Below are 19,811 nucleotides of genomic sequence, written 5' to 3'. Positions count from 1 at the left end.
GCCAGCGACACGCTGACCCTGAACTTCTACAACCAGCTCGCGCAGCCGGTTGTGACGTTCACGGTGACGCCGGGCAACAAGGTCGCCACCTCGACTGCGGTCACGGTGACGGCCAAGCTGGTCGACCAGTTCCAGAACCCGATCGTGGGTGCTCCGACTGGTACGACGTCCGGCACCAACGGTGGCGTGGGTGTGATCTCCGTGGTCCGCAGCGGGTCGAACGAGGCCAGCTGTGTGCCGGCGGCGATCACCGGTAACGGTGGTGCACCTGCCACCCTCAACACGAACACCTCAGGTATCGCTGGCTACACGTTCAGCTGCAACTCCCCGGGTGTCTCCACCGTCTCGATGGTGGTGACCGGTCCTGGTGGCACGCAGCTGGCGTCCGGCAAGGAGGCCATCACCTTCACCGGTTCGGCTCAGCACACCACTGTGGAGCGCCCGACGGTCAGCCTGACGTCGTTCCACAAGCACCACCTGACGGTGATCGTCCACACCAGCCCGTCGCTCGGTGCCACTCGCACGGTGAACATCTACCGCCTGCGTAACGGCATCAAGCACCTGGTTGGCCAGACCCACACGGGCCCGCGCGGCAACGCCTCGCTGTCCTTCTCGGGTCTGCGCTCGGGAGCGACCTGGCGGGTCGCGGCCAAGGTGATCAACCTTGGTACGCAGTACCGCTCGGAGTTCTCGCAGGCTGTGGGACACCGCATCAAGTAACAAGCACCACCTGAACACCCCGATGGGGGCGGCCCGCAAGGGTCGCCCCCATCGGCGTTTCACCCCCAGATCACACGTCGAGCCCAACGTTGTTGGTCTTTCAGGCAGCCCTGAAAGACCAACAACGTTGGGCTCGAGGAGGAGGTGGGGTGGGTTAGCTGTGGCTGGTCACGTAGTCGTAGACCGCTTGGCGGTCTGCGCTCGTGGCACTCGGCGTGTAATACACCTGGAACTGCTTGAACTGCGGGTAGTACGCCGCATGCGCCACGCCCGGCATCGCCAGCACGTGGTCGAGGATGCGCCGATCGGTCTGGGTGTCGACGTGGGGGAACGTCTCCGAACCGCCCGGTACGCCGCTGCTCGGCGGGTTCGACGCGGGCGCGGTGATGACCCCGTTCGGCCCACCCGCCTTGTGCCCGTGCAGGCTGGTCGGGGGCGGTGAGGTCGGCGAGGCGAACGTCGTCGGGTTCGACGACGGGCTCGAGGATCCCGAGCACGCCGCCGCGCCCGCGACCAGGCAGAGGCCTGCGGTCACGCTCGCGGCACGCGAAGTACGGCGGCTGGGCATCTGCGGCTCCTCCACAACGGCTCGATCGAGCCTAGAGCAGCCTGCCGGCCGACGAGACTGGACGCGACGCGACCGCGGGAGGCACAGTTGGCGATCAGTGAAGCGCTTCGGCATCAGATGCACGAGCGTTTCGTCGCGACGTTCGGGGCCGAAGTTGGCGAGGCCCTGATGGAGCACCTGCCGCCGGGCGGTTGGGCGGACGTGGCGACGAAGCGCGATCTCGACCTGGCTCGGGCCGAGCTGCGTGGCGAGATGGCAGAGCTGCGTGGCGAGATGGCTGAGCTGCGCGGTGAGACCCGGGCCGGGCTCGCCGAGCTCGCTGGCCGGTTCGACAAGCTCGCCGGTGAGCTGCACCGCGACATGGCCGGACAGACCCGCGCGGTCGTCATCGCGACGTTCGGGATGCTGGCCACCTCGATCGGCGGCGTGGTCAGCGTCGCGGCGCTGGCGCACTAGCTAGCCGGTGCCGGGGCGCCCGGCTGTGGACGGCGCCGGGCGCGCTCCTGACGCGCGCCGCTACGTTCACCGCTCCTTCCCGCCGTACCGGAGGAGCCACCGTGCGCCGCGAACTCGTTGCCACCTCACTGACCGCCCTGCTCGCCGTCAGCCTCACACCCAGCCACGCCGATGAGGCCGATGCGGCGACCGCGGCCGGTGACCTCACGGTGACGCCGGCGGCGCTGTCGGTCACGAAGGGCGGCGAGGTGTCGCTGACGGTGCAGGTCGGCGGGGCCGGCGGGGCGCAGCAGCTCTCCTACGTCGTCGTCGGGCGCAACGACGGCGTTCATGGCAACGTCACGACCGGCGCGGACGGTACGGCGACGATCGGCTACCGCGACCGCGGCGGCACCGGCAGCCCGACGAGTGACACGGTGGCCGTCATCGACGCCGGCGACGACGAGTCCGCGACCGGCACGGTCGACTTCCTCGACGGGCCGGCGTACGCCCAGCAGGTGTCGATGGATGCCAGCGGGCTCGCCGTCGACGACGACGCGTGCTCCACCGACGGCGCCACGCCGGTGACGGCTGTCCCGCTGGCGCGCGTGACTGTCGTCTGCGCCGCGGTGACCAACGCCCTCGGCGAGGCGCTGGCCGGAAAGCCCGTCGTCTTCACCGTCTCGGACGGCTCGGTGGGCCCGGCCGAGCCGGTCGGCCAACCGGAGGCAGCAGCTGAGTCGAGCTATCCGGCCACCACCGACCGGGCCGGCGTCGCCTTCGCCGCGGTCACGGCCACCACCCCGGGTCAGCAGCAGGTCACCGCGACCGCCGACCGGCTCTCCGGCCACGCCGCGATCGGCTACGCGCCGCCCGAACCCGCCGACGCCGCGGCGCTCACCGTCTCGCCGGCATCCGCATCGATCGTCGCCGGCCGGTCGCGCCGCTTTGTCGTACGGGTGGTCGACGGCTTCGGCAACCCCGTCGGCGGCGTCGCGGTCGACCTGGCCGTCAGCGACACCGGCGCGCTCGCGGCCGGGACCGAGTCCCAGCCGGTCACCGCGGCGGACGGTACGGCGACGGTCACGGTCACGACCCGCCGCCGCCAGCACGGCGCCGGCAGGCTGACCGCCACGATCGCCTCCCCGGCCGCGCAGTGCCCAGCCGGGTCGTGCACCGCGGCGGCGAGCTACACGGTGTCGGCCCCCGTCGTGCCGACCAGCCTCACCGTCGAAGCCGCGCCCGGCGCGCGAGCGGGCGCGATCGAGCTCGTCGCGGCGGTGGTGACCGGGGCGGGCGGGGTGCCGGCGCCTGGCCAGCCCGTTCACTTCGCCGTGGCCGGCACCGACGCGGCGTCGGGGATCGTCCGCACCAACGCGAAAGGTGTGGCCCTGTTCGGCTACCCGGTCTCGCGAAAAGGCAGGGACACGATCCGCGCGTGGGACGACGTCAACCGCGACGGACGCCACGGGCAAGCGGAGCCGGCGGGCTCGCTGGCCCTGGTGAGCGGCCCTGAACCGGCGGTAGACCGACCGAAAAAATAGTGCGAAACGGACACCCGACCTGCCGGGCGGAGCGGCAGGTGCGCCCCTATGATGTCCCGTGTTGACCGGTATTGCCCGACCTGGGGCAACTACCGGCCTGCGCTCTGAGCGTTCAACGTAGCGGGGACACTGTTCTGTTGTGGGCAGTCCGGGAGGAGCACGACATATGCACACCAGGCACTCCGTGCGTTGGCTGAGTTCGGTCGCGGCACTGTCCGCCGGCTTGATCGGGCTCGGCGTACCGCTCGCCGCTCCTGCTGCCGCCGCGGCGAACATCACCGCGACCCCGACGCAGCCCCGCTGGGCGGTTGGCACCACGGCGACGGTCGACGTGACCACCGACGTCGCGGTCACGCCCGCGAACCTCGTCCTCAACGTGACCGACGGTCCTGACCAGGGCCTCACCCAGGCCGCGTGCACCGCGCTGTCCGCGACGCACACCCAATGGACCTGCACCGTCAAGAACGTCAAGGGCGCCGGCACCGACACGGTCGTCGTCACCGACGTGACCGCCCCCAAGACCCAGTCGGCCCCGGCCGAGGTCAGCTTCGAGACCATCGCCGCCGCGCCGCTGCAGAGCCTCTACGGCACCGGCGAGACCGCGACGATCAGCGTTCAGGTCACCGGCGCCGCCGCCGACAACCCGGCGAACATCGTCGGCTCGATCCAGGCCGGCAACCCGGACGCGCCGGGCGTGGCCAACCAGACCTTCAATTGTGCGCAGACCGGCGTCACCGGCGTCTACAGCTGCACGTTCACCAACAACGGGACCTCCGGGGTCGACCACGTCACGATCTTCGACGACGCCGACCCGAGCGGTACGCCGGGAGTCAAGGACACCACCGAACCGGCCGCGGCGACGTTCAACGTCAACTTCGAGCAGATCACGATCGTCCAGGCCCCGGCCGGCAACCAGCAGCCGAACCAGACCTCCTACACCGTCAGCCTGACCGGCGTCCCCGTCGCCCACACCCCGGTGATCAAGGAGCTCGTCCTCGCCGGGCAGGACAGCGCGGCGCCGGGCTGCACCGCCTTCCAGCGCACGACCGCCACCGCGACGACCGGCACCTCGGTCTGCACGCTCAGCAACGGCGGTCGCGCCGACAACCCGACCATCGAGGTCTTCGACGACCTGAACAACAACGGCACGGCGGAGGCGACCGAGCCGTCGGCGTCGAACAACTTCGCCTTCGAGTCGCTGTCGGCGACCGACACCAACCCGCCCCACACGCCCGGCAGCACCGCCGTGGTCAGCGTCTCGGTCAGCGGCGTACCGGTGGGCAACACCCCGTCGATCGACTACACCGTCACGACTGCCGGTGACCCCGACATGACGCCGGCCAGCCCGGCCGTGCTCTGCAACGGCGCCGGGGCGAGCTGGACCTGCTCGATCACCAACGGCGGCACGCCGGGCACCGACACCCTCAACATCTTCGACGACGCCAACGACAACCAGAAGCAGGACGCGGGCGAGGCGTCGACGACGATCAACATCACCTTCGGTACGACGGTGACCGCCACACCCGCCTCCGGCAACTACGCCGTCAGCGGCACGGCCCCGATCAGCGCGCACGTCAACGCGCCGGCCACCGAGGTCCCGCACGTGCGCTTCACGGTGACCAACGGCCCGGACGCCGGCAACGCCGCCGACACCTCGGTGCCGTGCACCCCGCTCAACGGCGGCACCTCGGACTGGACCTGCAACGTGCCGAACCACGGCGCGGCGGGCCTGGACACCGTCACGGTGTACGACGACACGAACTTCCAGCAGTTCGGCGCCAACGAGACCGCGATGCAGGCGGCGTTCGCCAACACCGAGCCCAACGCGGTGGTCAAGGCGAACTTCGTCACGCTGTCCTCGATCACCATGACGCCGCAACTGGCACCGGGCCAGCACTCGGCTGAGGTCGCGACCGGCGGCTGCCAGGTCTACGCGGTCAACCTCAGCCCGGCGCTGTCCGAGCCGGTGACGATCACGATCACCCAGGGTCTCGGCCAGGCTCAGGGCGGCCTGCTCGGCATCGGTGCGACGCCGCCCGGCCCGTCGCTGTCCCCGTGTGGCGTTGCGGGCGCCCCGCCGCTGACGGTCGTCTCCCACAACGAGACCTCCGAAGGTGGCGACCCGATCCTCGGCCTGCTCGACCCGCCGACCTACACCGACAACCTGGTGCTTTCCGGTACGACGGGCCAGAACCCGGCGAACCCCGGCCAGCTGCTGTTCGGGGTCAGCTCCAACACCGCGGGCACGGTCAACGTGGCGGCGAGCTCGGGCAACCTGACCACCGGCGCGCAGGCGCTCTCGGTGGTCAAGGGCGGCCAGACCGCGGTGAAGATCCTCACCGTGACCCCGACGTCGCAGGGTGTGGTCACCGGCGGCACCGCGACCTTCACGGTGCTGGCGCAGAACACCAACTCGACGCCGCTGCCCGGCGTGACGGTCGACTACGTGGTCGCCTCGGGCAGCCCGGACGCCACAAAGGCGCCGGTCGCCTGCCCGGCGACCAGCCAGTCGGGTACGACGACCTGCACGCTCACCGCGGGCAGCGCGATCGGCACCGACGCGGTGACGTTCTTCGCGCCGCAAGGCTCCGGTGAGACCGCCCCGGCCTCGAACGACCCGCAGGTCTCGGCGAAGGTGACGGTCGGGACGGCTCCGCCGGCCGGCAGCACCCTCACGCTGAACTGCCCGGACGAGCTGGTCACCGACGACAACTCGCTGGTGCCGAACTGCACGGTCACGACCGGCAACGGCGGCCAGCAGACGGTGATCTTCGCCGCGCACGTCGCGGGCCCGGGTGGAGCTGCGCTGGGCGACGTGCCGGTGCAGTTCACGGTGGTCAGCGGCCCGGCAAGCGTCGCCTCGACGGCCGGCAACGTGATCACCAACGCCAGTGGCAACGCGATCTTCGTGATCTCCGAGACCAACCCGGCGTCCGGTGACAAGGTGACCGTCCAGGCCACCGTCGGCAGCCCGCAGGCCGGTGGCCTCGGTCCGGCAGTCGCCTCCGCGACGTTCCAGGCGCCGAAGCCGACGTACGTCACGGCGACGCCGGCGACGCAGAACGTCGCCAACGGCGGCACGGTCAACATCACCGGCAAGGTGCTCGACCAGTTCGGCGCCGGCGTCTCGGGCCAGACCCTCGACTACACGGTCGCCGGCCGTAACCACACCTCCGGTGTGGCGACGACCGGATCGGGCGGCACCGCCGCGATCTCCTACGTCGACGGCGGCGGCTCGGGCAGCGACGTGGTCACCGTCACCGACGTCAGCGCGGGCGCGCCGACGACGAACAACCCGGCCCAGGCGACCGTGACGTTCGGCGCGGGCGGCTGCACCGTCAACTGCGGCGGCGGCCCGACCGGCTGCACGACGCACTGCACCGGCGCGGAGCACCCGAGGATGCACGTCAACCAGACGGTCCTCGGCCCACACCGGGTCCGCCTGTCGCTCGTCGTGCTCAGCCACCCGAGCCTGGCCAACGTCGGCGTGACGTTCTACCAGCTCCGTCGCGGCGTCCGGCACAAGATCGGCAGTGGGCGTACCGGCGGGCACGGCAACGTCACGGGCACGCTGCGGGCTCACCCCGGTCAGCGCCTGCGCTTCCAGGCGCGGGTGGCCGGTCGGGGTGGCGTCACCGCCGGATTCACCAACGTCGTCGGAGTGACCGTCCGCTAGCTCCATCAGCGCCACGATCGGCCGGGTTCACTTCGCGGTGAGCCCGGCCGATTCGCGTTGCAGCGGCCCGAAATCCGCACTCGCGGCGCACCAGACTGCGATGTCCGCGATAATGGAGTCCTGCCGCCCCTCGCGGAGCGGACACAGACTGACAAGTGAAGGAGCACGCGCATGGCTGCCATGAAGCCGCGGACGGGCGATGGTCCGCTCGAGGTGACCAAGGAGGGGCGCGACATCCTGATGCGCGTGCCTCTCGAGGGTGGTGGCCGCCTCGTCGTGGCGATGACGCCCGACGAGGCCACGGCACTCGGTGACGCGCTGAAGTCCGCCGTCGCCTAGTGGCGACGGCTCCGTCGATCGCGGCCGTTCGCGGGCCGCTGGTCGGCGCTGGCCAGGTTCTCGCCCTTCCCACCGTCCCACGCCGACGCGGTCTGCCGGACGTGGGTGCCGGCGCCGAGGCGCTAGACGCGCTCGGCGTCGATCCCGGCCCGTTCCTGAAGGCGGAGCAGGCCAGCGGCAAAGCGGGTGAGCTGGTCGCCATCCCGCTGCATCGCGACGGGGTCGACCAGGTACTGCTCGTCGGCTGCGGTGACGGTACGCCGGCGCAGCTGCGGCGGGTCGGCGCGGCTCTCGCCCGCCGTGCGTCGGGTTCGAAGTCGCTGGCCACGACCATCGCCGCGTGCCGCGGCCCCGAGGAGGTTCGCGCGCTGGCCGAGGGCGTGGGCCTGGCGTCGTACAAGTTCCGCGCCGGGGCGGAGGCGAAGCCGTCCGCGCTGCGGCGGGTGAAGCTCGTCGTCGACAACGCCGCCGAGTGCAAGTCCGCGCTCGCGCAGGCGGCCGCGGTGGTCGCCGCGGTGCACCTGGCGCGCGACCTGGCGAACCAGCCGTCGCTGCAGAAGTCGCCGCAGTGGCTCGCGGAGCGGGCCGGCGAGCTGTGTGAGGCCGCGGGGCTGGCGGTGCGGATCCGCACTGAGACCGAGCTGGCCGCGGAGGGATTCGGCGGCGTCGTCGCGGTGGGCCGCGGGTCCTCGCGCCCGCCGCGGCTGTTCGAGGCCAGCTGGGACCGGCCGGGTGCGACGCGCCACGTCGTACTCGTCGGCAAAGGCATCACCTTCGACAGCGGTGGGCTGTCGCTCAAGCCCCCGGACGGCATGCCGTCGATGAAGACCGACATGGCAGGCGGCGCGGCGGTCATCGCCACGATGACGGCGCTGGCCGCCCTCGGCGTACGCGTGAAGGTCACCGCCCTCGTGCCGATGGCCGAGAACCTTCCCGGCGCGGACGCGATGCGCCCCGGGGACGTCATCCGCCACTACGGCGGCACCACCAGCGAGGTGCTCAACACCGACGCCGAGGGCCGGCTGGTCCTTGCGGACGCGCTCGCCTACGCCAGCCGTGAGCTCGCGCCCGACGTGGTCGTGGACATCGCGACGCTGACCGGGGCGGCCTATCTCGGGCTCGGCAAACGCCACGCCGCTTGCTACGCCACCACCGACGGGCTGCGTGACGAGCTCGTCAGCGCCGCCGAGAGCGCCGGCGAACGGGTGTGGTCGATGCCGCTGGTCGAGGACTATCGCGACAGCCTGGAGTCCCCGATCGCCGACCTGCGCAACATCGGCGAGCCCGCCAAGCACTACAGCGGCGGGTCGATCACGGCGGCGCTGTTCCTGCGCGAGTTCGTACGGCGGGGCAACGGCGCCGTGCCGTGGGCGCACTTCGACGTGGCTGGGCCGGCGCGCGCCGACGGGGACGAGCACGAGGTCACCAAGGGCGCGACCGGGTTCGGCGTACGCACGTTCCTGCGCTGGCTCGAAAGCCTGTCATAGGCCGGCTGGGCGTTTCCGCGGCGTCGATGCTGGGAGAATGATCCTGTGGCTGCCCGTGGCGTGCTCGGCATGGTCCTTGCGGGCGGTGAAGGCAAGCGGCTGTGGCCGCTGACCGCGGATCGGGCCAAGCCCGCCGTACCGTTCGGCGGAATCTACCGGTTGATCGACCTGGTGCTGTCCAACCTGGTCAACTCCGACCTGCTGCGCATCGTGGTGCTGACGCAGTACAAGTCGCACTCGCTCAACCGCCACATCTCGATGAACTGGCGGATGTCGTCGCTGCTCGGCACCTATGTGACGCCGGTGCCGGCGCAGCAACGGCTGGGTCCCCGGTGGTTCGCCGGGTCGGCGGATGCGATCTACCAGTCGCTGAACCTGATCTACGACGAGCAGCCGAGCTACGTCGTCGTGTTCGGCGCCGACCACGTCTACCGGATGGACGCCCGCCAGATGGTCGAGGCGCACATCGCGTCGGGTGCCGGCGTGACCGTGGCGGGGCTGCGCGTGCCGCGGGAGCAGGCGAAGGCGTTCGGCATCATCCAGACCTCGGACGGGCGCAAGGTCGACGCGTTTCTCGAGAAGCCGTCCGACCCGCCGGGGCTGCCCGACGACCCGGACATGACGCTCGCCTCGATGGGCAACTACGTGTTCGACACGCGGGTGCTCGTCGACGCCGTGAAGCGTGACGCCTTCGACGAGCGGTCGAATCACGACCTCGGCGGGGACGTGATCCCGGCTCTCGTGGACGCCGGGGAGGTCGGCGTCTACGACTTCGACTCCAACGTGATCCCGGGTGCCACGGAGCGTGACGCCGCCTACTGGCGTGACGTGGGAAGCATCGAGACCTACCACGACGCGCACATGGACCTGGTGTCGGCGCGGCCGGCGTTCAACCTGTGGAACTACCAATGGCCGATTCTCACCGCCACGCCGCCGCTGCCGCCGGCGAAGTTCGTCTACGACGAGCCGGGCCGCATCGGCAGCGCCATCGAGTCGCTGGTCTCGCCCGGTTGCGTGGTGTCGGGGGCGCGGGTACGCCGGTCGGTGCTCTCGCCACGCGTCGACATCCACACCGGCTCGGAGGTCGACGAGTGCGTGCTGCTCGACGGCGTCGACGTGGGTCGTGGTGCAGTGTTGCGGCGAGCGATCATCGACAAAGGTGTCGTCGTACCTCCCGGGGTCTCGATCGGAGTCGACCACGGCGAGGACCGGGCGCGCGGCTTCTTCGTCAGCGACACCGGCATCGTGGTGGTCGGCAAAGGCCAAACCATCCCGACCTGACCGCCGCCACCTACCCAACCCCTCCCCAGCAACGCTCCTTTGCTGGGCCTACCCCCCACCAACGCTCCTTTGCTGGGCCAATCCCCCCAGCAACGCAGCGTTGCTGGGCGGAAAGGCCAGGTAACGGAGCGTTACTGGGTGGGCTGGTCTGGGTCTGGCGGGGCGGGGTGGTCCGTTGGGCGCACCTGGGCGATCAGCAGGCCGTCGCCGCTCGGGACGAGCACCGGGACCAGCCGCTCGTCGTCGCGGACCCGCCGTAGCAGCTCACGCACCGCAACGGTTCCGGCGTCGCGGTTGCTCTCGTCGGCGACGTGCCCGTGCCAGAGCGCGTTGTCGAAAGCCAGGATGCCGCCGGGGCGAAGCAACCGGATCGCCTCGTCGAGATAGGCGGAGTACTCCTCCTTGGCGGCGTCACCGAAGAACATGTCGTAGGCGCCGTCGGAGAGCCTGGGCAGCACCTCGAGGGCGTTGCCGGCGATCAGCCGAAACCGTGACAGCGGGAAGCCGGCCGCGAGGAAGGTCTGCTTCGCGACGCGCTGGTGCTCGGCTTCGGCGTCGATCGAGGTGAGCAGGCCGTCGGGCGCCATGCCGCGCAGCAACCACGTTCCGGACACGCCTGCACCGGTGCCGACCTCCACGATGGCCCGGGCGTTGACGCTGGCGGCCAGGAAGCGCAGCATCGCCCCGCCGCCGGCACCGATCGGTACGGCGCCGAGCCCTTTGCCTTTCGGGCGGGCCGCCGCGATCGGGTCGTCCTCTTCGAGCCAGGCCTCCGCGTGACGCCAGTTGTCCAGCGCGATCTCGGCCTCGCTGCGTTCGGGCACGGCGTCAGCGTATCCACGTCGGCGCCGCGGCGGGCGTACCTGACAATGGATGGCATGACTGAGCGCGACGGCTGGCCGCCTCCGCAGCCGCCCATCCAGCCTCCGGCGCAACCGCCCGCCCAGTGGTGGTCTCCGCCGCCGACTGGCGCTCCCGCTCCGGGCGCCAAACCGCCGCGGGAGCGTACGGCGGGGGTGAGCGTCATGGTCGCCGCCCTCATCGCCGTCGTCGCGGCGGTGCTCGGAGGCGCAGTCGGCGGGCTCGTCGTCCACGACCACGACGGCACCGACGGCTCGGTGCGTACGGTGACGCTCGGTGCGACCAGCGAGCCGGACATCAGCAGCGGCGGCACTGACTCGGTGGCCGCGGTGGCCCGGCTCATCCTGCCCAGCGTCGTGTCGATCCAGGTGAAGTCACACGACGGCGGCGACACCGGTTCCGGCATCGTGTTGAGCAAGGCCGGTTTCATCATGACCAACAACCACGTGATCGCTGCCGCCGCCGCGGGCGGCAGCCTGTCGGTGATCCTTCCGGACAAGGACCGGGTATCGGCGAAGATCGTCGGCCATCCCGACACCGTCGACGACATCGCCATCATCAAGGTGACGGGCGTGCGCGACCTCGTACCGGTCGCGCTCGGGAACTCCGACGACCTCGCGGTCGGCGACACCGTGGTCGCCGTCGGGTCACCGCTCGGCCTCGCCGGCACCGTGACCAGCGGCATCATCAGCGCGTTGAACCGACCCGTCGAGGCGGGCGGGGAGCAGGGCATCCCGGATGACGTGATCGACGCGATCCAGACGGACGCCGCGATCAACCCCGGCAACTCCGGCGGACCGTTGGTGGACATCGAAGGCCGGGTGATCGGGGTGAACTCCGCGATCGCGTCCCTGTCCTCGGAGGGGATCTCCGGCCAGCAGACCGGCAGCATCGGGTTGGGCTTCGCGATCCCGATCAACGAGGCGAAGCGGATCGCCGAGCAGATCATCACGAGGGGCTACTCGACGCACGCCATCATCGGCGTCCAGCTCAACGCGGCGTACGCCGGGGACGGCGCCGAGATCGGGTCCGGCTCCGACGCCGACGCGGTGACCCCGGGTGGCCCCGCGGCGAAGGCCGGGCTGGAGCCGGGGGACATCATCGTCGCGGTCAACGGCGAGCGGATCACGACGGCCGACGAGCTGATCGTCGCGATCCGCAGCCGGGTGCCGGGCGACCGGATCACGTTGACCTATCTGCGCGACGGGCATCGCCACGAGGTCTCCCTCGTGCTCGGGTCGAGCCGCAGCACCTGAGCTTCGTGACACCGCCCGCGGCGGGGCTAGCCTTGACGCGTGCTCGGGAACCTCGGTTGGGAAGAGGTCCTCGTCCTTGCGATCCTCGGGCTGCTCATCTTCGGCCCGGATCGGCTGCCGAAGGCGGCGTCTGACGCGGCGCGGATGCTGCGCGAGCTGCGGGCGATGGCGCGCGGTGCCGCGAGCGACCTGAAGGCCGAGCTCGGTCCCGAGCTGGCGGACTTGGACCTGCGTGGTCTGCATCCGCGGCGCTTCGTCGAGGACATCTTCACCGACGACGACTCCCCGGTCGCGCCCCGGCAACGCCGCGCGACCGTGGCCCTCCAGGCCGGCGAGCGGCCGCCGTACGACGACGACGCGACCTGACCTGAGGCGACCTCAGCGGTACGCCGACGGGTCGTGGCGGTGGGTTGCCTAGACGGGGCTGAGCGTCAGCATCCGGCCGGCGAGGCCACGCTTCTTGCCCGCCAGCTCCGTGGCGATGGCGACGAACGCCTTCGCGGCAGCCGACTCCGGCGCCCCGACCACGACCGGCGTACCGACGTCGCCACCCTCGCGGATCGCGGGCTCGATCGGCACCGAACCCAGCAGCGGCACGGGCGCGCCGACCAGCGCCGTGAGGCTGTCGGCGACCGCCTGGCCGCCGCCGGAGCCGAACACGTCCATCAGCTCGCCGCAGTGCGGGCACGGGAAACCGGCCATGTTCTCGATGACTCCGGCGAGGCGCTGCCGGGTCTGCATCGCGACCGAGCCGGCACGCTCGGCCACCTCGTGGGCGGCGAGCTGCGGCGTGGTGACGACCACCACCTCGGCGCCGGGCAGCAGCTGAGCGGTCGAGATCGCGATGTCGCCGGTCCCCGGCGGCAGGTCGAGCAGGAGGACGTCGAGATCGCCCCAGAACACGTCGGCGAGCAGCTGCTCGAGCGCGCGGTGCAGCATCGGCCCGCGCCAGGCGATCGGGCGGTTGCCTTCGACGAACATGCCCGGCGAGACGACTCGTACGCCGTACGCCTCGGGCGGGACGATCATCCCGTCGACGATCGCCGGTGGCGTGGTGATGCCGAACATGCGCGGCATCGAGTGTCCGTAGACGTCGGCGTCGACGATGCCGACGGTGTGGCCGGCGGCAGCCATCGCTACGGCGAGGTTCGCGGTCGTCGACGACTTGCCGACGCCGCCCTTGCCGCTGGCGATCGCGTAGACCTTGGTCAGCGAACCCGCCTGGGCGAAGCTGATCTGGCGCTGCGGGCGGCCGCCCTGCAAGGTGGCGCGCAGCTGCTGACGTTGCTCCTCGCTCATCACGTCGAGTGCGACCTTGACGCTCGTCACGCCCGGCACTTTGGACACGGCCGCAGTGACGTCGTTGGTGATCCGATCGCGCAGCGGGCAGCCGGCCGTGGTCAACAGGATCTTGACCTCGACCGTGCCGTCGATGGCGACCGCGACGTCGTCGACCATGCCGAGGTCGGTGATCGGGCGGTGGATCTCAGGGTCCTGGACGGTCGCCAGTGCCGCGGTGACCGCGTCGACGCTCGGCAAAGTGGGCTGGCTCATCGTGCCCCCAGGTTACGTCGGCGCGGATGGCACCTCGCTACGCCTACAGCAATCCGCATGTGCCATCCGCTCAGCCAGAGCGGTAGCTATGTGCCATCCGCTTCGGGGTCGGGGCGGTCGGGGGCGAGCTCGTCGAGCAGGCGCTGTAGCTCGCCGCGGATGTAGTCACGGGTCGCGACCTCGCCGAGTGAGAGCCGGATCGCCGCGATCTCCCGGGTCAGGTACTCGGTGTCGTTGACCGCCCGCTCCGACAACGCCCGGTCCGCCTCGTACTGCACCCGGTCGCGGTCGGCCTGCCGGTTCTGCGCAAGCAGGATCAGCGGCGCGGCGTACGACGCCTGTAGCGAGAGGAGCAGCGTGAGGAGGGTGAACTTGTTGCTGTACTGGTCGAAGCGCCAGCTGGTCGGTACGACGACGTTGTAGATGATCCAGACGCCGATGAACAGCGACATGTAGCCGATGAACCGCCAGGTGCCGAGGAAGCGCGCTACCCGCTCGGAGATCCGGCCCATCGAGTCGGCGTTGTAGCGGGGCAGCGCGATGCTGCGGCGGGTGTCCTGCGGCTGGTCGAGCCGCGACTGGCGGCGGTTCTCACGCGCCACGGGACGCCCCGGCCTCGCCCGACGGCCGCTCGCGCCAGTCCTCGGGCAGCAGGTGGTCGAGAACGTCGTCGACGGTGACCGCGCCGAGCAGGTGGTCCGCGTCGTCGACGATCGGGATCGCCACGAGGTTGTACGTCGCGAGGTGCGCCGTCACCTCCTGGAGCGGGCAGTCCGGTCCGAGCGGGTCGATCTGGGTGTCGACCACCCCGGACACCAGCGTCGAGGGCGGCTCGCGCAGCAGCCGCTGGATGTGCGCGGTCCCGACGTACTTGCCGGTCGGGGTCTCGGTCGGCGGCCGGCAGACGTAGACCTGGGCGGCCAGGGCGGGGCTGATCTGCGGGTCACGCACCCGGGCGAGGGCCTCGGCCACCGTGGCGTCGGGCGGCAGGATGATCGGCTCGCTGGTCATCATCCCGCCGGCCGAGTTGTCGGCGTAGGTCAGCAGCCGGCGTACGTCGTCGGCCTCGTCGGGCTCCATCAGCCCGAGCAGCCGCTCCGCCTCGTCCGACGGCAGCTCGCCGAGCAGGTCGGCCGCGTCGTCCGGCCCCATCGCCTCGAGGACGTCGGCGGCCCGCTCGCCTTCGAGCTTGGCGAGGATCTCGACCTGGTCGTCTTCGGGCAGCTCCTCCAGTACGTCGGCGAGCCGCTCGTCGTCGAGCGCCGCGACGACCTCCCCGCGTCGCTTCTCCGACAGCTCGTGAAGGACGTGAGCGAGGTCCGGCGCCGAGAGCTGGTCGAAAGCCGCGAGCAGGTTCGCGGCGCCCTGGTCCTCCTCGTGCTGGGCGAAGCCGGTGACCGCTTCCCAGTCCAGCGTGCGCAGCGGCCCGCGGCGGCGGAAGCTCGACCCGCCCGATCGGACCGCGACCCGGGTCAGGAACCAGTCGCGGGTCCGGCTCTGCTCCATCGCGACGTCGACGACGGTCACCGCCGAGCCGTCCTCGGTCAACGTCACCTTGCGGTCGAGCAGCTCGGTGATCGCGAGAGTCTCGCCGGCCCGGCGCTCGAACCGTCGCAGGTTGATCCGGCCTCGCACGATCACCGCGTCGGCGTCGATGCTCGTCACCTGTCCCATCGGGACGAAGACGCGCCGCCGCGGCTGAACTTCGACGACCAGCCCGAGCACGCGCGGCGGCGCCGCGGTGCCGCGCAGCGCAACTACGGCATCACGGACGCGGCCGACCTGGTCCGCCTTCGGGTCGAGGACGGTCAGGTCGGCCAGACGCGCAAGGAAAACGCGCGTCGTCGTACCCGTGGCCATGATCCGGAGGTTACCGCTCGAGTTGGGGGGGATCGGGGACGTCGCGGGCTTGGCCGACACCGTTGACTAAGGTTCGGCCGCATGGGTGTGCTCGATCGTTTCTCGTTGGCTGGCAAGGTGGCGATCGTCACGGGAGCCTCATCCGGGCTCGGTGTCGCATTCGCGAAAGCCCTCGCCGAGGCCGGCGCGGACGTCGCGATCGGCGCCCGACGCGTCGAGCGGATGGCCGAGACCAAGTCACTCGTCGAAGCCGCCGGGCGGCGATGCGTCGCGGTCGCCACCGATGTGTCCAAGCCCGAGGACTGCGAGGCGCTGGTTGCGGCGGCGGTCGCGGAGCTCGGGGGCGTCGACATCCTCGTCAACAACGCAGGAGTCGGTACGGCGGTGCCGAGCACGAAGGAAACCCCGGAGCAGTTCCGTGAGGTCATCGACATCAACCTCAACGGTTGCTACTGGATGGCGCAGGCGTTCGCCCGCGCGTCGACCCGCGGCGGCTCGATCGTCAACATCGGCAGCATCCTCGGCCTGACGACTGCCGGCCTGCCGCAGGCGGCGTACTCCGCTTCCAAGGCGGCGCTGGTCGGCCTGACCCGCGACCTCGCCCAGCAGTGGACGCCTCGCAAGGACATCCGGGTCAACTGCATCGCGCCTGGCTTCTTCACCTCCGAGATGAGCGACCAGTACAAGCCCGGCTACCTCGACGCGGTCATGTCGCGCGTCGTGATGGGCCGCAAGGGCGACCCCGAGGAGCTCGCCGCGACGCTGGTCTGGCTGGTCTCCGACGCCGCGGGCTACGTCACCGGCCAGACGATCGCGGTCGACGGCGGCGTGACGATCACCTGAAGCGGTGGTGGTTAGCCTGCGGGCATGAGCGAACAAGACCCCCCCATGCACCGGATCACCGGCGCGGTCCGGACCGGCGCCCGCCGGCTCGACCTCGACGGTTTCCGCAGCTTCATCCTGCGTGGCAACGTCGTCGACCTCGCCGTCGGCATCGTCATCGGCGCTGCCTTCACCGCGGTGGTGCAGTCGCTGGTCAAGGACTTCATCACCCCGCTGGTCAGCATCCCGCTCGGCAAGGCGTCGGACTTCGCGACGCGTCACTGGACGCTCGGCGGCGCACAGTTCGTGTACGGCGACTTCCTGAACTCCGTCATCTCGCTGGTGCTGATCGGGCTGGTCGTCTACTACTTCGTGGTCCGGCCGGTGAACGTCCTGATGGAGCGGTTCAAGCCCAGTCCGGCGCCGGCGACGCCGACCAAGGTGTGCCCGGAGTGCAAGAGCTCGATCTCGGCCGAGGCGACCCGCTGCGCGTTCTGCACCGTCGTACTGCCGGCGGCGAGCGCGTCCTAACCGACACCCATGTCGGCAAGGGCGTCGAGCAGGCCGGGGGACAGGTCCAGGGCGCCGAGCTCGCGAAGCGAGAACCACCGCGCGTCGGCGGCGTCGTCGGCCGGTTGCAGCCTGCCCGACACGACGGTCGCCGCGAAGTCGTGGACGCGGTAGCCGAGGACCGGAACCGTCGCGAGCAGATCACCGACCGTGACGGTCAGGCCGGTCTCCTCGGCGACTTCGCGCGCCGCCGCCTGCCGTGGGGTCTCGCCGGCCTCGACGCGGCCGCCGGGCAGCGTCCAGCTGCCCTTCGCCGGCGGGTTCGCGCGGCGGACCAGCAGCAGTCGGCCGGCGTCGTCGCGGATCACGGCGCCGGCGCACACGATCGGCTCGCTCGATTGGCCGGCCGGATCCGGGGGCATCACGGTCTTGACGATCTCCCATCCCGGTGAGGACCGTGCAAGGGTGCACCCCGCTCCGACCTGCCCGCGCTGCGGCGACGAGGTGCGCGCGCCCGGGCTGTGGTCGAGCGCCTGGCAGTGCGCGCTGCATGGTTCGGTGGCGCCGTACACCGTCTTGAGCCATACCGGCCCTGACGCGATGGAGCACGTGGCGCAGCGCGCCAACGTGCCGCTGTGGCTGGCCTTCGGGCTGCCGCCCGGCTGGGTCTGCAGCGGCTTCGCGTACGCCGGCGACGAGCGCACGGGCGCCCGCGCCACTGTGACCGCGATGTCGGGCCCGAGTCCGGTCGGCGGTCCCGCGGAGCTGCTCGTGATCGCCGAGGAGCCCGGCGTCGGCCTCGGCGCGCGCCACGCCGGACTCAGCGAGCCCGACCCCGGCGAGGGCTTCGGGCGCGGAGCGGCCGACGCCAAGGTCATCGCGGCCTCCCACCCGACCGCGCTGTGGAGCGTGCCGCTGGCTCCCGACCGGGCGGGATTCCTCGGTGAGGCGCAGGCCGCGTGGCTGTGGATGCTGGTGTGGCCGGCGACCGCCGGCGTACTGATGTACGACGAGATCCACCTGACCGACCTGCGCGACCGCACCGGGGCACGCGAGGTCGGTTTCGGCTCGATCTCCCCGCGACTGTCCCAGGTGCCCGCCAGACTGGGGGCGTGACCGAGCAGGGGGCGCTGGACCTCGCGGTGCCGCCGCGGCTGTTCTCGGCGACGCCGTCGCGGCTGACGAGCTGGCTCGACTGCCCTCGCCGTTACCGGTTCAGCTACCTCGACCGGCCGACGCCCGCCAAGGGCGCCCCATGGGCGCACAACTCGGTCGGCGCCGCCGTGCACGCCGCCCTCGCCGCGTGGTGGAGCCTGCCGGTCGAGCAGCGCACGCCCGAAGCGGTACGACGGCTGATCCACGACAAGTGGGAGCCGCTCGGCTTCCGGGACGACGAGCACGCGTCCGCCTGGCGCGACCGCGCCGCCGACATGGCGCAGCGCTACGTCGAGACCCTCGATCCGGCGCACGAGCCGCTCGGCGTCGAGCGAACCGTCGCCATGAAGACGGGCCGCCTCGCCCTGTCGGGGCGCATCGACCGGCTGGACCGTCGCGGCGACGAGCTCGTGATCGTCGACTACAAGACGGGCCGTCACGTGCTGACGACTGACGACGCGCGAGGCTCACTCGCGCTGGCGATCTATGCGGCCGCCGCGGCGAGCACGATGCGGCTGCCGTGTCACCGGGTCGAGCTGCATCATCTGCCGAGCGGCGAGGTGGTGGTGTGGGAGCACACGGAGCAGTCGCTGGCCCGTCAGCTCGCCCGCGTCGAGGACATCGGGGTGGAGCTTGCCGAGGTGCACGCCGCTTCCGCCGCCGCCGGCGACGACCGGGACGCGATGGAGGAGCTGTTCCCGTCGCGGCCCGGGCCGCAGTGCGGCTGGTGTGACTTTCGCGCGCACTGCGCGGCGGGTCAGCAGGCAGCCCCGCAACCGGTCCGGCCGTGGGCCGGCCTCGCCGAGGAGATCGTGTCGACCATCGACGACTCGGCCTAGTCGAGCGGCTCCCAGAACGACTCCAGGGTCTCGACGACCAGGTCCGGCACGTCGACGTTCGGCGAGTGGCCGGCGCCGGGCAGGGGGACGAACGGCGCCCCGAGCCGCGCTGCCATGAGCTGCTGGTCCGCCGGCGACCAGGCGTCGTCGTTCTCCCCGCAGGCCACCAGGATCGGTACGCCGACTGCGGCGAGCTCGTCGACCCGGTCGGCGGCGCTGACCAGCGCGTTGCCCATCCCCAGCAGCGCCGCCGCCGGCGAGCCGCGGAACCGGTGCTCGATGAACGCGGCGACCTCGGCGGGTTGTCCGGCCGTCGCCGAGGCACCGATGGCGTCCCACACGTGGGCGACGCCCCCCTCGTCGAGCATCGGCCGCATCACCTCGACCAGGTCGGCGCGGTGCCCGCCGAGCGCACCGGGGCCCGAGCCGAGCAAGGTGAGCGAGCGAACCGGGGCGCCCGACAGGACCGCCTGCCGGCACACCAGGCCACCGAAGGAGTGCCCGACGAGGTGGAGCGGCTCGTCAGCGGCCGCGAGCAACGCGGCGACGTCGGCGGCCAGGGCCTCGATCGTGTACGCCGTGACCTCCTCCGGACCACCCGAGTCGCACTGGCCGCGCAGATCGATCGCTGTGGCGGGCCGGCCGTTGCGCGCCAGTGCCGGCAGCAGGTGCCAGAAGTCCTCCTTGCTGCCCGTGTAGCCCGGCACGAGCAGCACGCCGCGCCGCGACCCGGTGGCGCCGGCCAGCTCGGGGGAGGCGACCAGTGCGGCCAGCTCGCCCGAGGCGGCCGGGACCCGGGCGGGCGACATCGCCGGATCGGGCTGCAAATGCTTGGGGACGCTCACCGCGGCAGGCTAACCGCTAGCCTGTTGGGCACTCCGCACAGGTGCGTCGCCCCCTACGA

Annotated in this window: 20 protein-coding genes; 13 read left to right on the top strand and 7 right to left on the bottom strand. The window is 71.4% G+C overall.

From position 1 onward, the window contains the following. On the top strand, window positions 1-720 hold a 720-nt coding region (locus VG899_13185; protein ID HWA67308.1), incomplete at its 5' end, for a hypothetical protein. Window positions 721-874: 154 nt separating this feature from the next. On the opposite strand, the gene VG899_13180 is transcribed toward VG899_13185, so the two are convergent. Beyond that, window positions 875-1,288: a hypothetical protein gene (locus tag VG899_13180; protein ID HWA67307.1), complete on the bottom strand. Its 414-nt coding sequence runs from the start codon at window positions 1,286-1,288 to the stop codon at window positions 875-877. An 87-nt stretch (window positions 1,289-1,375) separates the two neighbouring features. Here VG899_13180 and VG899_13175 point away from each other — a divergent pair, with 87 nt between their 5' ends. The 6 genes from VG899_13175 (at window position 1,376) to glgC (ending at window position 10,050) form a co-directional block, all read left to right on the top strand. After that, window positions 1,376-1,744, top strand: coding sequence for a hypothetical protein (locus tag VG899_13175; GenBank protein HWA67306.1), 369 nt, complete (start codon window positions 1,376-1,378; stop codon window positions 1,742-1,744). Window positions 1,745-1,845: 101 nt separating this feature from the next. Then, the gene (locus VG899_13170) at window positions 1,846-3,267 is read left to right on the top strand and encodes an Ig-like domain-containing protein (protein HWA67305.1); all 1,422 of its coding nucleotides are present in this window, start codon (window positions 1,846-1,848) and stop codon (window positions 3,265-3,267) included. 184 nt (window positions 3,268-3,451) lie between these two features. Continuing rightward, on the top strand, window positions 3,452-6,943 hold the full coding sequence (locus VG899_13165) for a hypothetical protein (protein HWA67304.1): 3,492 nt from the start codon (window positions 3,452-3,454) through the stop codon (window positions 6,941-6,943). A gap of 171 nt (window positions 6,944-7,114) precedes the next feature. Then, complete coding sequence (locus VG899_13160) at window positions 7,115-7,282, top strand: DUF3117 domain-containing protein (protein HWA67303.1); 168 nt, start codon at window positions 7,115-7,117, stop codon at window positions 7,280-7,282. After that, window positions 7,282-8,769 (top strand): leucyl aminopeptidase, encoded by a 1,488-nt coding sequence (locus VG899_13155; protein HWA67302.1) that lies wholly within the window; start codon window positions 7,282-7,284, stop codon window positions 8,767-8,769. Before VG899_13160 ends, VG899_13155 begins: the two co-directional genes overlap by 1 nt. 45 nt (window positions 8,770-8,814) lie before the next feature. Then, entirely contained in the window at window positions 8,815-10,050 is a 1,236-nt protein-coding gene (gene glgC, locus VG899_13150; protein HWA67301.1) for a glucose-1-phosphate adenylyltransferase, read from the top strand. Window positions 10,051-10,181: 131 nt separating this feature from the next. On the opposite strand, the gene VG899_13145 is transcribed toward glgC, so the two are convergent. Next, complete coding sequence (locus tag VG899_13145; GenBank protein ID HWA67300.1) at window positions 10,182-10,874, bottom strand: O-methyltransferase; 693 nt, start codon at window positions 10,872-10,874, stop codon at window positions 10,182-10,184. 201 nt (window positions 10,875-11,075) lie between these two features. On the opposite strand from VG899_13145, the gene VG899_13140 reads away from it, so the two are divergent. Together VG899_13140 and VG899_13135 are read left to right on the top strand one after the other, a co-directional pair. Beyond that, window positions 11,076-12,167, top strand: a complete 1,092-nt coding sequence (locus tag VG899_13140) for a trypsin-like peptidase domain-containing protein (protein ID HWA67299.1) — start codon at window positions 11,076-11,078, stop codon at window positions 12,165-12,167. Between the two features lie 39 nt (window positions 12,168-12,206). Further along, complete coding sequence (locus VG899_13135; GenBank protein ID HWA67298.1) at window positions 12,207-12,533, top strand: sec-independent translocase; 327 nt, start codon at window positions 12,207-12,209, stop codon at window positions 12,531-12,533. Between the two features lie 48 nt (window positions 12,534-12,581). On the opposite strand, the gene VG899_13130 is transcribed toward VG899_13135, so the two are convergent. From VG899_13130 to VG899_13120, 3 genes are all read right to left on the bottom strand, one after another. Further along, a complete protein-coding gene (locus VG899_13130; GenBank protein HWA67297.1) occupies window positions 12,582-13,721 on the bottom strand; it encodes a P-loop NTPase in 1,140 nt (379 codons plus the stop codon). 86 nt (window positions 13,722-13,807) lie between these two features. Beyond that, window positions 13,808-14,323: a DUF1003 domain-containing protein gene (locus tag VG899_13125; protein HWA67296.1), complete on the bottom strand. Its 516-nt coding sequence runs from the start codon at window positions 14,321-14,323 to the stop codon at window positions 13,808-13,810. Continuing rightward, window positions 14,313-15,581, bottom strand: a complete 1,269-nt coding sequence (locus VG899_13120; GenBank protein ID HWA67295.1) for a CBS domain-containing protein — start codon at window positions 15,579-15,581, stop codon at window positions 14,313-14,315. The genes VG899_13125 and VG899_13120 overlap by 11 nt, the downstream gene beginning before the upstream one ends. Before the next feature lie 81 nt (window positions 15,582-15,662). Between VG899_13120 and VG899_13115 the strand changes: the two genes are divergently transcribed. Both VG899_13115 and mscL read left to right on the top strand, forming a co-directional pair. Then, the gene (locus VG899_13115; GenBank protein HWA67294.1) at window positions 15,663-16,424 is read left to right on the top strand and encodes a glucose 1-dehydrogenase; all 762 of its coding nucleotides are present in this window, start codon (window positions 15,663-15,665) and stop codon (window positions 16,422-16,424) included. Window positions 16,425-16,448: 24 nt separating this feature from the next. After that, window positions 16,449-16,934: a large conductance mechanosensitive channel protein MscL gene (gene mscL / locus VG899_13110; GenBank protein ID HWA67293.1), complete on the top strand. Its 486-nt coding sequence runs from the start codon at window positions 16,449-16,451 to the stop codon at window positions 16,932-16,934. Here mscL and VG899_13105 read toward each other — a convergent pair. Beyond that, a complete protein-coding gene (locus VG899_13105; GenBank protein ID HWA67292.1) occupies window positions 16,931-17,335 on the bottom strand; it encodes an NUDIX hydrolase in 405 nt (134 codons plus the stop codon). The genes mscL and VG899_13105 overlap by 4 nt on opposite strands. A gap of 43 nt (window positions 17,336-17,378) precedes the next feature. On the opposite strand from VG899_13105, the gene VG899_13100 reads away from it, so the two are divergent. Next, entirely contained in the window at window positions 17,379-18,029 is a 651-nt protein-coding gene (locus VG899_13100) for a DUF6758 family protein (protein HWA67291.1), read from the top strand. Continuing rightward, the gene (locus VG899_13095; GenBank protein HWA67290.1) at window positions 18,026-18,907 is read left to right on the top strand and encodes a PD-(D/E)XK nuclease family protein; all 882 of its coding nucleotides are present in this window, start codon (window positions 18,026-18,028) and stop codon (window positions 18,905-18,907) included. The genes VG899_13100 and VG899_13095 overlap by 4 nt, the downstream gene beginning before the upstream one ends. Here VG899_13095 and VG899_13090 read toward each other — a convergent pair. Next, the gene (locus tag VG899_13090; protein ID HWA67289.1) at window positions 18,904-19,752 is read right to left on the bottom strand and encodes an alpha/beta hydrolase; all 849 of its coding nucleotides are present in this window, start codon (window positions 19,750-19,752) and stop codon (window positions 18,904-18,906) included. The two genes, VG899_13095 and VG899_13090, sit on opposite strands and share 4 nt — an antisense overlap. Window positions 19,753-19,811 lie beyond the last annotated feature (59 nt).

The organism is Mycobacteriales bacterium (assembly GCA_035550055.1).
In the GTDB taxonomy this organism is placed as follows: Bacteria; Actinomycetota; Actinomycetes; order JAFAQI01; family JAFAQI01; genus DASZTV01.
The sequence above is the reverse complement of the archived record's forward strand: the minus strand, read 5'-3'. Positions and strand labels throughout refer to the sequence as shown.